The sequence below is a fragment of the Pseudoduganella sp. RAF19 genome, from assembly GCF_052114165.1.
Taxonomy (GTDB): Bacteria; Pseudomonadota; Gammaproteobacteria; order Burkholderiales; family Burkholderiaceae_D; genus Rugamonas.
In genome coordinates this window covers 284092-298210 of the sequence record NZ_JBFREF010000003.1, presented here as the reverse complement: position 1 = coordinate 298210, position 14119 = coordinate 284092, and the positions used below count along the sequence as shown (strand labels likewise).

General features: G+C 63.9%; 9 protein-coding genes. 6 read left to right on the top strand and 3 right to left on the bottom strand.

Translation table 11 applies throughout. The features are described 5' to 3' along the window. Positions 1-22 precede the first annotated feature (22 nt). From AB4Z19_RS09230 to moeA, 4 genes are all read left to right on the top strand, one after another. The gene (locus tag AB4Z19_RS09230; protein WP_442035070.1) at positions 23-3163 is read left to right on the top strand and encodes an Rne/Rng family ribonuclease; all 3141 of its coding nucleotides are present in this window, start codon (positions 23-25) and stop codon (positions 3161-3163) included. Between the two features lie 70 nt (positions 3164-3233). After that, positions 3234-4577, top strand: coding sequence for a chromate efflux transporter (chrA, locus tag AB4Z19_RS09225; RefSeq protein WP_442035068.1), 1344 nt, complete (start codon positions 3234-3236; stop codon positions 4575-4577). 17 nt (positions 4578-4594) lie between these two features. Beyond that, a complete protein-coding gene (gene moaA, locus AB4Z19_RS09220) occupies positions 4595-5710 on the top strand; it encodes a GTP 3',8-cyclase MoaA (RefSeq protein WP_442035067.1) in 1116 nt (371 codons plus the stop codon). 1 nt (position 5711) lies between these two features. After that, positions 5712-7592, top strand: a complete 1881-nt coding sequence (gene moeA, locus AB4Z19_RS09215) for a molybdopterin molybdotransferase MoeA (protein ID WP_442035065.1) — start codon at positions 5712-5714, stop codon at positions 7590-7592. Here the strand turns inward: moeA and AB4Z19_RS09210 are convergent. Then, entirely contained in the window at positions 7589-8833 is a 1245-nt protein-coding gene (locus AB4Z19_RS09210; protein WP_442029541.1) for a DNA recombination protein RmuC, read from the bottom strand. The genes moeA and AB4Z19_RS09210 overlap by 4 nt on opposite strands. Position 8834: 1 nt before the next feature. Next, a complete protein-coding gene (locus AB4Z19_RS09205) occupies positions 8835-9236 on the bottom strand; it encodes a group II truncated hemoglobin (protein ID WP_442035267.1) in 402 nt (133 codons plus the stop codon). 108 nt (positions 9237-9344) lie between these two features. Between AB4Z19_RS09205 and AB4Z19_RS09200 the strand changes: the two genes are divergently transcribed. Both AB4Z19_RS09200 and AB4Z19_RS09195 read left to right on the top strand, forming a co-directional pair. After that, positions 9345-10583, top strand: a complete 1239-nt coding sequence (locus tag AB4Z19_RS09200; RefSeq protein WP_442035063.1) for an ATP-binding protein — start codon at positions 9345-9347, stop codon at positions 10581-10583. After that, complete coding sequence (locus AB4Z19_RS09195) at positions 10580-11584, top strand: response regulator (protein ID WP_442028970.1); 1005 nt, start codon at positions 10580-10582, stop codon at positions 11582-11584. The genes AB4Z19_RS09200 and AB4Z19_RS09195 overlap by 4 nt, the downstream gene beginning before the upstream one ends. On the opposite strand, the gene AB4Z19_RS09190 is transcribed toward AB4Z19_RS09195, so the two are convergent. Further along, positions 11581-14118 carry an ABC transporter permease gene (locus AB4Z19_RS09190; RefSeq protein ID WP_442035061.1) on the bottom strand — a complete coding sequence of 846 codons (2538 nt, stop codon included), beginning with the start codon at positions 14116-14118 and terminating at the stop codon, positions 11581-11583. The genes AB4Z19_RS09195 and AB4Z19_RS09190 overlap by 4 nt on opposite strands. Position 14119 lies beyond the last annotated feature (1 nt).

The window sequence follows — 14119 nt, the reverse complement described above, 5'->3', positions numbered from 1 at the left end:
AAGGGTCGCGGAGTTTATAAAAATGAAACGCATGTTGTTTAACGCTACGCAGCAGGAGGAGCTGCGCGTAGCGATTGTCGACGGTCAGAAATTGATCGACATCGACATCGAGACCGCCGGACGCGAGCAGCGCAAGTCCAATATCTACAAAGGCGTCATCACCCGTATCGAACCCTCCCTGGAAGCTTGCTTCGTTTCCTACGGCGAAGACCGTCACGGTTTCCTGCCGTTCAAGGAAGTGGCGCGCAGCTATTTCCGCGAAGGCGTGGACGTGCGCAATGCCTCCGTCAAGGAAGCCCTGCGCGAGGGCCAGGAAATCATGGTGCAGGTGGAAAAGGAAGAGCGCGGCAACAAAGGCGCTGCCCTGACCTCCTTCATCTCCCTGGCCGGCCGCTACCTGGTGCTGATGCCGAACAATCCGCGTGGTGGTGGTGTGTCCCGCCGCGTGGAAGGCGAAGAGCGCCAGGAACTGCGCGAAACCATGGACAAGCTGGACCTGCCGCAAGGCATGTCGGTGATTGCCCGTACCGCCGGCATCGGCCGTACCGTGGAAGAGCTGCAGTGGGACTTGAACTACCTGATGCAGCTGTGGCGTGCGATTGAAGGCGCCTCCAAGGCCGCCACCGGCGCCTTCCTGATTTACCAGGAATCGTCCCTGGTGATCCGCGCGATCCGCGATTACTTCCAGCCGGATATCGGCGAAATCCTGATCGATACCGACGAGATCTACGAACAAGCGCACCAGTTCATGTCCCACGTGATGCCGGACATGGTGCACCGCGTAAAGCGCTACAGCGACGACGTGCCGCTGTTCTCCCGCTTCCAGATCGAACACCAGATCGAAACCGCCTACTCGCGCACCGTGCCGCTGCCATCCGGCGGCGCCATCGTGATCGACCACACCGAAGCACTGGTGTCGGTCGACGTGAACTCGGCCCGTGCTACCCGCGGTTCCGACATCGAAACCACCGCCTTCCACACCAACTGCGAAGCGGCCGACGAAGTGGCCCGCCAGCTGCGCCTGCGCGACCTGGGCGGCCTGATCGTGATCGACTTCATCGACATGGAAGTGTCGAAGAACCAGCGTGAAGTGGAACAGCGCCTGAAAGACGCCCTGCACCACGACCGCGCCCGCGTTCAGATGGGCAAGATTTCCCGCTTCGGCCTGATGGAACTGTCGCGCCAGCGTCTGCGCCCTTCCCTGTCGGAAGGTTCGCACGTGACCTGCCCGCGCTGCTCCGGCACCGGCCACATCCGAGATACCGAATCGTCCGCCCTGCAAGTGCTGCGCATCATCCAGGAAGAGGCGATGAAGGAAAACAGCGCCGCGATTCACGTGCAGGTGCCGGTCGACGTGGCCGCCTTCCTGCTGAACGAGAAGCGCGGTGAAGTGCTGAAGATCGAGAACCGCCACCGTATCACCGTGATCCTGATCCCGAACAAGCATCTGGACACCCCGCACTACAAGCTGGAACGCATCAAGCACGATGATCCACGCCTGGAAGACCACGCCGCCAGCTACACCATGGCTGAGCAAGCTGAGACCGATATGGCCTTCAGCAAGCGTCAAAAGGAAGAATCCAAGCCGCGCCAGGAAGCCGTGGTCAAGACCATTACTCCGGAGCAACCAGCTCCGATGGTCGATCACAAAGCTGCTGCCGAGGCTGCCAAGCCGGCGCCTGTAGTGGCCGCCGCTCCGGCACCGAAGGGTTTCTTCGCCAAGCTGATTTCCTTGTTCACCGGCGAGAAAGAAGAGCCGGTGGCTGCTCCGGCACCTGCCATTGTTACCAAGCCAGCCTCTTCCGAGCGCGGCGACCGCAACGCACGCGGCCCACGCGGCCGCAACCGTGGCAAGGGTGGCCGTGCCGAACGCGAAGACCGCGAACCAGGTGCGCGTCCGGGCGCCGAAGAAGCCAAACCGGCAAGCGAGCCCCGCGAGAAGCGCGAGCGCAAGCCACGCGAACCGCGCGAGCCACGTGAAAATGCCGAAGCAGTAGCCCAGCCACGCGCCGAGCGCGGCGAGAAGGCCGAACGTGAACCACGCGAGCCGCGTGAGCCACGCCAGCCGCGTCCGCCACGTGAACCACGCGGCGAGAAACCATCCGCAGCGCCGGCCGAAGCGAAAGCTGAAGAATTGGCACTGGCAGCAGCGGGCGTCGGCCCGGTCGGCACTGGCACCGGCGCTCCTGAAACACCGGTTCTGGTCAAGCCACAGAATGTGGGTCCGGAAGGCGAAGAAGCCGAGGGCGCCGAAGGTGGTGACGAGCCACGCCGCCGCCGCCGCCGTGGTGGCCGCAACCGCAACCGCCGTGACCGCGAAGGCGCAGAAAACGCAGAAGGCATGAACGCTGAGGGCATGGACGCTGCTGAAGGTGCAGCACCTGCCGAAGTTGCTGATGCTGCTGCTGAGACTGCTGCGCCAGCCGTTGCCGCCGCACCAGCTGTGGCGACTGCTGCTGTCGAGGCCGCAGCACCTGCAATGGAAGCCGCTCCGGCGCCAGTCGCTGCACCAGTTGCGTCCGCCGAGGCCGCCGCACCGGCACCGGTCAGCGCTGCACCTGTAGCGCCGATTGCTGAGGCTCCTGTGCATGTCGCTGCGCCTGCTGCTCCTGAAGCGCCTGTCGCACCAGCTCCGGCCATCCTGGCTGAAGCCATTCCAGCCGTTGCCGAGCCAGCACCTGCGCCGCAAGTGATCGTTGCACCTCCGGCAGTAGCGGCCGAAGTTGCATTCGAAATCGCTGCCGAACCAGCACCGGCTCCGGCGCCAGTTGAGGCACCAGTGCCTGCCGCGACCCCGGTCGCGCCTGCACCGGCAGTTGCTGCCGCTGACGCTGCTCCAGCCGTGGTCGAACCGGCTCCTGCTGCCGAGTACGCCTTCGAACAGAAGCCTGTGGAAGCCGCGCCAGCGCCAGTCGCTGCTCCGGCTCCAGTCGCCGCTGCGCCGGCACCAGCACCTGCCCCGGCAGCTGCTCCTGCCCCAGCCAACTTCGACGACATGCTGGCTTCCGCCGGTCTGACCATGGCCGCGACCGATCCTGCCAAGCTGCGCGCAGCCCAGGAAGCCGCCGCTGCCGTGCCGGCACCGGTGCGCGTCCCGCGTGAGCGCAAGCCGCAGCCGCCGGTATCGGATGAGCCGCTGGTGCAAGTGAGCACCCGCCGCTAACGCATGCTTCATGCAAGCTAAAAAGGGAAGCCTCGCGCTTCCCTTTTTTTCGCCCCGAAAAAACGAACTCATGTACCAAAAAGTGCCTGACCCCAAAGTGAACATGAGCCCGCCGGCGCAGGTGCGCCTGGCGGAGGCGTTCTGGTATTGGCTTAAGCTGGGCTTCGTCAGCTTTGGCGGTCCCGCCGGGCAGATCGCGATGATGCATGCGGAGCTGGTCGAGCGCCGCCGCTGGATTTCCGAACACCGCTTCCTGCATGCGCTCAATTACTGCATGCTGCTGCCCGGCCCCGAAGCGACCCAGCTGGCCATCTATATCGGCTGGCTGATGCATCGTACGCCCGGCGCTATCGTCGCCGGCACGCTGTTCGTGCTGCCCTCCCTGCTTATCCTGATGGCCCTGTCGTGGATTTATCTGGCGTTCGGCAGCCTGCCGGTTGTCGCTGGCGTACTGTACGGCATGAAACCCGCCGTCGTGGCGATCGTGCTGGCCGCCGCCTGGCGCATCGGCAGCCGGACGCTGCGTAACGGTCTGTTGATTGCCATCGCCGCCGCGGCGTTTGTTGCAATCAGCATCATTCACCTGCCCTTCCCCGCCATCGTGCTCAGCGCAGCCCTCATCGGCTGGATCGGCGGGCGTGCGGCGCCGGTAAAATTCCAGATCGGTGGCGGCCCTCATGCGGCAGAAGCCAGCTACGGCCCGGCCCTGATCGACGATGACACGCCAACGCCCGCCCACGCCCGTTTCAGCTGGCCGCGCCTGCTGCGCAATATCCTTGGCGGGCTGGGACTGATGGCCGGAGCATGGCTGCTGATCGCCTGGCTGAGCGGTGCCGACCGCACGCTGGCGCAGATGGGATGGTTCTTCAGTAAGGCGTCCCTGCTGACTTTCGGTGGCGCTTACGCCGTGCTGCCTTATGTGTATCAAGGCGCGGTGCAGACCTTCCACTGGCTGACGCCGGCCCAGATGATTGACGGCCTCGCGCTGGGCGAAACCACGCCAGGTCCGTTGATCATGATCGTGGCCTTTATCGGCTTCGTCGGCGCCTGGACGGCCGATTTATTCGGCAATCCGGCCGCCGCCGGCATCGCCGGCGCGGCGGTGGCGGCCTGGTTCACTTTCCTGCCTTCGTTCATCTTCGTGCTGTCGGGCGGACCGCTGGTCGAAGCCACACGTGGCGATATCCGCATGACTGCACCGCTGACCGCCATTTCAGCCGCCGTGGTTGGCGTGATTGCAAGCCTGGCCGTGTTTTTTGGCCAGCATGTCTTCCACACGCCCACAGGCTGGGATTGGACGTCCATCGCCATTGCCGCTGCCGCCTGCCTGGCCTTGTTCCGTCTTAAAATGGGCCCCATCAAGGTATTGCTGGCCTGTGCCATTGCTGGCATCGTGCTATCGTATCTGGGTTAGACGAATCTCACGTATCAATGACTGAAAAGATCATCATCCTGAACGACGGCCGCAGCCAGGCGCCCGCCATCCCGGCCACGCTGGAACCACCGACCGGCAGCGTGCAGGACACGCTCGCGCGTCCGCTGCACGACCTGCGCATCTCGATCACGGACCGCTGCAACTTCCGCTGCGTCTACTGCATGCCGAAGGAAGTGTTCGACAAGGATTACCAATACCTGCCGCACAACTCCCTGCTGACGTTCGAAGAAATCACGCGCATCGCCCGTCTCTTCATCGAGCACGGCGTGGAAAAAATCCGCCTGACCGGCGGCGAACCACTGCTGCGCAAGAATGTGGAAAAGCTGATCGAGATGCTGGCGAACCTGCGCACCGTGTCCGGCAAGCCGCTCGACCTCACGCTGACCACCAATGCTTCCCTGCTGGCCCGCAAAGCCCAGTCGCTGAAGGACGCCGGGCTGCAGCGCGTCACCGTGTCGCTCGACGCACTGGACGACGCCACCTTCAAGCGCATGAACGATGTCGATTTTGAAGTGGCCGAAGTCCTGCACGGCATCGACGTCGCGCACAGCGTGGGCCTGGGTCCGATCAAAGTGAACATGGTGGTCAAGCGCGGCATGAACGAGCAGGAGATCCTGCCAATGGCGCGCCATTTCAAAGACACGCCGCATATCCTGCGCTTCATCGAATTCATGGACGTTGGCGCATCCAACGGCTGGAATATGCAGGACGTGATCCCTTCCGCAGAAATCGTGCGCCGCATCAGCGCCGAAATGCCGTTGCAGCCGGTGAATCCGAATTACACCGGCGAGACGGCGGAGCGTTGGCGCTATGTGGACGGCGGCGGCGAGATCGGTGTGATTTCAAGTGTAACCCACGCATTCTGCAAGGACTGTACTCGTGCGCGCCTGTCGACAGAGGGTAAGCTGTACACCTGCCTGTTCGCCACCCGCGGCCACGATCTGCGCCAGCTGATGCGCGAAGGGCGCAGCGATGCCGAGATTTCGGGCGCCGTCGCCCAGCTCTGGCGTGGGCGCAGCGACCGTTATTCCGAGCTTCGAACCATCAACACCGACGGGCTTTCCCGCACCGGCGGCGAGCGCAAAGTCGAGATGTCCTATATCGGAGGATAGTTTGAGTGTCAGTGCACTGATTCTGGCGGGTGGCCGCGGCACCCGCATGGGCCGTGTGGACAAAGGCCTGCAACCCTTCCGCGGCGGCACGCTGGTTTCCCATGTGCTGCAGCGCCTTTCTCCGCAAGTCGAGAATGTCGTCATCAATGCCAACCGCAATCTGCCTGCCTACAGCGCGCTCGGCGCGCAGGTGCTGCCGGACGAGCTGACCGGCTTTGAAGGCCCGCTGGCCGGCGTGCAGACTGGCCTGCGCCACTGCGCCACCGAGTTGATGGTCACTGCGCCTTGCGATTCCCCCTTCCTGCCTGCCGATCTGGTGCAGCGCCTGCACGAGGCCATGCTCGCGAAGGACGCCGACCTGGCCGTCGCCGCCACGCTGGAAACTGACGAAACCGGCAATGTGCACACCCAGCTGCACCCGGTCTTCAGCCTGATTCGCAAGAGCGCCCTGCCCCAGCTGGATGCTTACCTGTCCACCGGCGCACGGCGCATGGATGGCTGGTACAAATCGATCAAGGTGGTTGAGGTCCAGTTCAACGACGCCGCCGCCTTCCGCAACATCAACACGCTGGATGAGCTGCACAAAGAGGAAGCCGCCACTGGCGCACCATCGCTGAAGGAGGTGGTCAGCTGCCTGTCGGATTACGATCCCGATGCGCTGCCTGTGCGCCATGCCCAGCGCATCATCAGCGAATTTATCCAGCCCGTGCGCGGCGTGGAGAAAGTGGCTTTGCGCAGCGCACTCGATCGGGTGCTGGCCGAGGATGTGATCTCGCCCATCAACGTGCCGGCCCACGACAATTCCGCGATGGACGGCTTTGCCTTCGCCGGCGAGCAGCTTGGCAGCGCACCGCTTACGCTGAAAATCCTGGGAACGATCTACGCCGGCCGCACTTCGCCACTGAAGCCTGGCCCCAGCGAATGCGTGCGCATCATGACCGGCGGTGTGATGCCCGAAGGCTGCGACACAGTGCTGCCCCAGGAACATGCGGCGGACATCAGCGACACCAGCGTCACCATCCCGCCAGGCAGCGTGCGAACCGGCGACAACCGCCGCTTCAAAGGTGAAGACCTCACCGCGGGCAGCGCGGCGCTAAAGAAAGGCAAGATCATTCGGCCCGCAGATCTGGGCCTGATCGCATCACTGGGCATGGCCGAAGTGCCGGTGCAGCGCCGCCTGCGCGTGGCTTTTTTCTCTACCGGCGATGAATTGCGTTCGATCGGCGAAACCCTGGGCGAGGGCTGCGTTTACGATTCCAACCGCTACACCCTGTACGGCATGCTGACGCGCCTGGGCTGCGACATCATCGATATGGGCTGCGTGAAAGACGATCCGGCCACGCTGGAAGAGACGCTGCGCACCGCCACCGAATGCGCGGACGCCATCATCACCTCAGGCGGCGTCTCGGTCGGCGCGGCCGACTACACCAAGCAGATCATGGGCACACTGGGCGACGTGACGTTCTGGAAGATCGGCATGCGCCCCGGCCGCCCGATGGCATTTGGACGCATCAGTTCCAACGGCCATAACGCCTTCCTGTTCGGGCTCCCCGGCAATCCGGTGGCAGTGATGGTGACCTTCTACTTCTTCGCCCGCAATGCGCTGCTGCGCATGATGGGCGCCGAAGCGGCGGGCGACCAGCTGCTGCGCGTGCGCTCGACATCGGCGATTCGCAAGAAACCGGGCCGCACGGAGTATCAGCGCGGCATTCTGTCCACCGCGCCGGATGGCGTGCGCGAGGTAAGCATCACTGGCTCGCAGGGCTCCGGCATTCTGCGCTCGATGTCCGAGGCGAACTGCATGGTGGTGCTGCATGATGAACAGGCCAGCGTCGCACAAGGCGATTTGGTCGACGTGATCGTGTTCGAAGGCCTGGTTTAAGGCGCGTCGGCGTCGCCCATATCGAGTTCGCCGCCAATCAGCAGCTGCGCCGCTTCGGCGGGCAGCGCCTCCACCGACTTCAGCTTGCGCGCCATCTGGCGGCTGCGCACTTCGGCATTCTCGATATTCTTGGCGGCGCGCTCCAGCGTGGTCTTGGTCGCGGCCAGCACATCGCCGAATTTCGCGAACTCGGTTTTCACCGCCCCCAGCACCTGCCACACTTCCGATGAGCGCTTTTCCAGCGCCAGCGTGCGGAAACCCATCTGCAGGCTATTCAGCAGTGCCGTCAGCGTGGACGGTCCGGCAATGCTGATGCGGTTCACGCGCTGCAGCTCGTCCGCCAGGCCGGGGCGGCGCATCACTTCCGCGTACAAGCCTTCGGTCGGCAGGAACAGGATGGCGAAATCGGTGGTCAGTGGCGGCGCCAGATACTTTTCGGCGATGGTCTTCGCTTCGCCGCGCACCGCGCGTTCCAGTTCGCGGCCGGCAGCGGCCACCGACTCGGCGTCCGCACGTTCGGCGGCTTCCAGCAAGCGCTCGTACTGCTCTTTCGGGAATTTGGCGTCGATCGGCATCCACACCGGGGCGCCGTCGTCTTTCTGGCCCGGCAGCTTCAGTGCGAATTCGACGCGGGCATTGGTGCCGGGGATGGTTTCCACATTCTTGGCATACTGGTCGGGCGTGAGCACCTGCTCCAGCAGCATCTCCAGCTGCACTTCGCCCCAGGTACCGCGCGTTTTGACATTGGTCAGCACGCGTTTCAGATCGCCGACGCCGAGCGCCAGCTGCTGCATTTCACCCAGTCCCTGATGCACGCGCTCCAGGCGCTCGCTCACGTGGCGGAAGGATTCGCTCAAACGCGTTTCCAGCGTGGCATGCAGCTTCTCGTCAACGGTCTTGCGCATCTCTTCCAGGCGCGCGCCATTATCGGTTTGCAGCTCGCGGATTTTCACTTCCAGCGTGGCGCGCACTTCCAGCAGGCGTCGCGCGTTCGATTCGGTCAGCGCCTCGATCTGGCGGCGCATGCTGTCGAGCTGCTGCACCGTCGCAGCATGGGATTGCGTCAGCGTATTGCCCATCTCCTGCCGCTGCGCTTGCGCGGTGGCTTGCAGCTGCAGGCGCACTTCGCGTTCGACACGGTCCAGGCGCTCGGCCATGTCGCCGCCGCGCGTGCGCATAAGCGATACCACTTGCAGCACGATGATGATCGCGGCAAGTCCCAGCAGGATCATGATTTCCATATCAGTCGGCCTTGTTTCGCATCCAGTCAGCGGTCTGGTAGAAGGATTCCATCAGGCGCAGGCGCAGGTCCTCAGCAATGCCCACATCTTCCATGGCCCAGGCCATGCAGCGCAGCCATTGATCGCGTTCGCTGGTGCCGACGGCGAATGGCAGGTGCCGCGCGCGCAGGCGCGGGTGGCCAAATCGTTCGACAAAGTGGTCCGGGCCGCCCATCCAGCCGCTCAAAAACCAGAACAGCTTGTCGCGCGAGCCGTCCGTGGTGGGCGGGTGCAAGCTGCGGATGCCGGCGAAATCCGGCTCAAGTTCCATCAGATCGTAAAAACGGTCCACCATCTCGCGCAGCTTGGTTTCGCCGCCGATCACTTCATACAGGGTGCGGGATTCTTCAGTCATAAACGCCATCATAGCGCAACGCAGTATTGATATGGATCAAGCTCGCCGCTGATATTGCTCAATTTGCTATTATTTGCTTGCATTATGAGAACTTGACTAGAATCAATTCGTTTCACTATGCAATTTTCCCCAGCCAAACTGATCCGACGCCTGCTGCGCCGCCATGACCCCGAAAGCATGGCCACGCTGCAGCTGCTGCTTTTGAGCTGGATGGGCATCGTCTGCTTTCCTTTTTTTTACGTGCTGTTCGTCTACGTGTTCCCGCAGCCATATGACAATGTGGCCGTGCGCGCAGTGGGCACTGCGCTCTGTCTGGGCGGCCTGCTGGCGAAACACTGGCCTCTGCGGCAGCGCCGGCACTACACCTTTCTCCTGCTGGTCTTCAGCCTGCCCTTTTTCATGAGCTACATGTTCCTCATGAATCACGCCAACGCGACGTGGACGCAGGCCCTGCTGGTGGCGCTGATCGGCCTGTTTCACTTTCCCGTCCGCATGGCCCTGCGCGCCTACGCCATCGGCACGGCGGCAGCCATCCTGCTTGCCCTGGCTGAAGGCGAGCGCGCCGTGCTGCTGTCCCAGCCCGTACTCCAGCTGCTGCCGATTCACTGGTTTATGATCGGCGTGCTGTGCGTGGCGCGCGTCGGCCGCCGCACGCTGGAACAGGTGAAGCTGAACGGCCTGGGTGAAGGCCTGGGCGCGGTAGCCCATGAGCTGCGCACGCCGTTGACCAGCATCGACGCCAATCTGCGAGGACTGGGGCGCATGTACCAGAGCGTCGCCAATCCCAATCCGGACGTCAGCCAGGCACTTACCCGTGCCCGGCATGAAGTACGGCATATGAATCATATGATCGATCTGTTTCTGCTGAGCGCCCGCGCCATGCGCAGCAGTCCCGATCCCGATGCCTCAGTCTCCATGCACCATACCGTCGATGAAGCGCTGCGCCGTTATCCTTTCACCAGCGAGACTCAGCGCGGGCTGGTGGTCACGCAGCTGCGCGGCGATTTCCAGTTTCGCGGCCAGCAGGAACTGGCGGTAGTCGTGGTGCTCAATCTGCTGCGCAATGCGCTACAGGCGATTCAGCGCGCCGGCAAGGGCCGGGTGCGCATCGTGGTGGATGGCTCGCGCGAGGCGCCGCGCCTGCTGGTCATCGACACCGCCTGCGGCGTGCCGGCGCATCACCTGCCGCTGATCTTCTCCCGCTTCTATGCCTTCCCGGCGCATAACGGCCCCGGCATCGGCCTGGCCCTGTGCCGCCAGATCCTCACCGCCTGGCAAGCCAGGCTGCGTTGCGTGTCACGCGAGCACGCTTACGCTATATTTGTTCTTGATTTTCCCCGTTCAGGTGACTCATGAAATTGCCCGTCTATTTCCACCCCACGACAACGGTGCTGGTCGATGACAGCGACACGTTTTTGCGCAGCCTGTCCTTCCAGCTCGACCCGTCGCAGCCGAATATCAGCTTCTACGACACGCTCGCAGCACTGGACTGGTTTGGACGCAGCGCGCGCCGTGCCGATCTGCCCCTGCACGTGAATTTCGACGATCCGCACCAGTCGGCGGAACGGCGCAATGTGGAAGTGGACCTGGAACGCATCTGGCGCCTCAGCACGCAGCCGCAGCGCTTCGCCATGCCGTCGGTGCTGGTGGTGGACTACTCCATGCCGCAGATGGATGGACTGGCGTTCTGTCAGGCCCTGCGCACGCATCCCTGCAAGAAGATCCTGTTTACTGGCGCCGCGGACGAGAAAATTGCAGTGGATGCCTTTAACCGCGGCCTGATCGACCGCTACATCCGCAAGAGCGCCGACGATGCGCTCGACCAGCTGGAACGCGAGCTGGCGGATCTGCAAAAACAATTCTTCCAGGAGCAGTCCAAGACCGTGTGCGACATGCTGGCCCTGCACGACTTCAGCTTCCTGAGCTGCGACGCCCTGGCCGGCGTGGTGCAGGCGCTGTACCAGGCCCACGGCTTCGTGGAGCACTACGTCTTCCCCAACCCGAGCGGCATTCTGTTCTTCGACCGCGCGGGCAAGGCTACGCTGATGATTATCGAAACGGAGAAAGGTCTGCGCTCACAGTTCGAAATGGCGTGCGACAGCAATGCGCCGCCTTCCCTGCTGGCCGCGCTGGACGAGCGGCGCATCCTGCCATTTTTCCATCATGTCACAGGCGATGGCATGTACGCGGCCGCCGTGGGCGAGCATTGGCATCGCTACTGCCGCAAGCCTGAAGTCTGCGAAGGCCGTGAGACGTATTACTGGGCGCTGTTCGAGGTGCCGGCCGGTTTCCTGGAAGGCGTCAACACCAGCTTCGACGCCTTCCAGCGCTCACAGCGCCCAGCCCTCGCGGCTTAAGCTTCGCGCAGGGTTTGCAGCGGCGGGTGGTTCAGGACATTGCGCAGTCCCAGCCAGCCGCCGATGATGGCGCATACCGCGCCTGCCACCAGGCCCGCCAGCCACACCCAGGGGCTGAAGGTCCAGGCGAATTTGAACTGATAGGTCGCCAGTCCCCAGCCCATCAGACCCGCGCCCGTCGCTGCCAGCAGGCCGGCCAGTCCGCCCACCAGCAAGAACTCGATCATCTGCGCTTGCGACAGCTGCTTGCGCGTGGCGCCCAGTGCACGCAGCAGACCCGCTTCGCGCCGACGCTCATCCTGCGAACCCATGAGCGCCGCGTACAGCACCAGCACGCCCGATACGAGGGTGAAAGCGAATAGGAATTCCACGGCCTGTATCACCTGGTCCAGCACCGACTGCACCTGGCGCAGAATGCCGCCCACATCGACGATGGTCAGGTTGGGATAGTCGCGCGAGAGCGTGGCGGGCAAGCCGGCTGCCTGCTTCGGCAAGTGGAAGGCCGTGATCCAGGTCTGCGGCGTGTCCGCCATCGCCGACGGATTGATGATGACGAAGAAGTTCACACGCATCGAGCCCCACTCCAGCTTGCGCAGGCTGGTGATCTTCGCTTCGACCGGCGAGCCGGCGATATCGAAGCGCATGGTGTCGCCCAGTTTCAGTTTCAGCGTCTTGGCGATGCCCTCCTCCACCGAGGCCTCCGCTGCGCCGGGCTTGTCGGTGTACCACTGTCCCGAGGAGATGCGGTTAGACGGCGGCATGTCCATCATCGTGGACAGGTTAAATTCGCGCTCGGCGAGACCGCGCGCGCCATCTTCATCGGCATAGGTGTCCGGCGTGATGGTCTTGCCATTCACGGCGACAAGGCGGCCGCGCACCATTGGATACAGCGGAATCTCCGCCACGCCGGCATCCGCCAGCCTGGTGCGGATTTCGTCCCTCTGATCCGGCTGGATGTTGATGATGAAGCGGTTCGGCGCATCCGGCGGCGTGGCGTTGCGCCATGCTGTCATCAAGTCGCCGCGCACCACGGTCAGCAGCAGGAGCGCCATCAGGCCCAGGGCCAGCGACACCACTTGCACCACCGTCGCACCCGGACGGCGGCGCAGCGACGTCACCGCAAAGCGCCATGCCTGCGACCCCGCGGCGTGACGCAGGGAGCCAAGCGCGCGCAGTCCCAGCCAGCCGATCAGTGCAAAGGCCGCGAAAGCAGCGAGGAAGCCGCCGCCCGTGAACAGGGCCAGTTTCACATCGCCCGCCTGCCACAGCAGCAGCGCGCCGAATGCCGCGATGCCCATGCCGTAAGTCGCCAGCGCGGCAGGCTTCGGCGCGGCAGCTTCGCGGCGGATCGCGCGGTTGTGCGGCACATTGCGCAGTTGCAGAATCGGCGGCAGCGCGAAGCCCGCCAGCAGCAGCATGCCCGCCGCGATGCCCTGCACCGCAGGCAGCACGCTTGGCGATGGAATATCCGTCGCCACCAGCGATCCAAGCAGCTCCACCAGCGCATAGTGCGCGCCGAAGCCCACGGCCACGCCCAGCAGGCTGCCGGCCAATCCGACGATCAGAAATTCTGTGAGATACAGCACCGTCACCTGATTTTGCGTCAGGCCCAGGCAACGCAGCATGGCGCAGGAATCCAGATGGCGCGTCATGAAGCGGCGCGCAGCCATGGCTACAGCCACCGCAGCCAGCATCGCTGATAGCAAGCCGACCAGGGACAGGAAGCTGTCTGCGCGATCCAGCGTGGCGCTCATTTCCGGCCGGCCGTTTTGCAGCGAGTCGATACGCACGCCGCGCACATTGCCATCCTTGATGGTCTTCTTCAGCCAGTCGCCGAAGTCCTTCACCGTGGCGCCAGGAGCGCCCTTGCCTGCTTCCGCCACCAGCAGCCGATAGCCGACGCGTGCGCCCGGCTGTATCAGCTGGGTCGCGGCCAGATCGTCCATCGCAATCATGGCGCGCGGCGCGAAGTTGATGAAGCCAGAGCCGCGATCAGGTTCGGCCGCAATCAGCTGCGCGATGCGGAACCGGCTTTCGCCAAGTCGCAATTCGCCGCCCACTTTGACGTTCAGGGTGGCCAGCAGCGAAGGATCAATCCACACCGTGCCGCTCGCAGGGATGCCATCAGCAGCGACACCGATGCTGTCCGCCGCCTGCTCGGCGCTGGTAGTCACCTTGAGGCGGCCGCGCAGCGGATAGCCATCGCCGACAGCCTTGATTGCCGACAGCACGGATTGTGCGGCATCGCCCTCACCTGCCTGCGTCATGCTGGGGAAGGCTACCGTCTCGGCAATACGCAAGCCACGGCGCTGCGCTTCGTCGCGCCAGGCCTGCGGCATGGGGTTATCCGCCGTGACCAGCAGATCGGCGCCCAGCAGCTGATGGGCGTCGCGATCGAGGCCGGCGCGCAGGCGGTCGATGAAGAAACCGGCAGCGGACAATGCCGCCACCGCCACGGTCAGTGCGATCAGCAGAAAACGCAGCTGGCCGGCGCGCCAGTCGCGCGCCGTCATTCTCAGGGCCTGGCGCAGCATG

Excerpts from the sequence above, each read along its gene's own strand:
- AB4Z19_RS09230 (WP_442035070.1), top strand. The coding sequence starts at position 23 with ATGAAACGCATGTTGTTTAACGCTACGCAGCAGGAGGAGCTGCGCGTA.
- chrA (WP_442035068.1), top strand. The coding sequence starts at position 3,234 with ATGTACCAAAAAGTGCCTGACCCCAAAGTGAACATGAGCCCGCCGGCG.
- moaA (WP_442035067.1), top strand. The coding sequence starts at position 4,595 with ATGACTGAAAAGATCATCATCCTGAACGACGGCCGCAGCCAGGCGCCC.
- AB4Z19_RS09210 (WP_442029541.1), bottom strand. The coding sequence starts at position 8,833 with ATGGAAATCATGATCCTGCTGGGACTTGCCGCGATCATCATCGTGCTG.
- AB4Z19_RS09205 (WP_442035267.1), bottom strand. The coding sequence starts at position 9,236 with ATGGCGTTTATGACTGAAGAATCCCGCACCCTGTATGAAGTGATCGGC.
- AB4Z19_RS09200 (WP_442035063.1), top strand. The coding sequence starts at position 9,345 with ATGCAATTTTCCCCAGCCAAACTGATCCGACGCCTGCTGCGCCGCCAT.
- AB4Z19_RS09195 (WP_442028970.1), top strand. The coding sequence starts at position 10,580 with ATGAAATTGCCCGTCTATTTCCACCCCACGACAACGGTGCTGGTCGAT.
- AB4Z19_RS09190 (WP_442035061.1), bottom strand. The coding sequence starts at position 14,118 with ATGCTGCGCCAGGCCCTGAGAATGACGGCGCGCGACTGGCGCGCCGGC.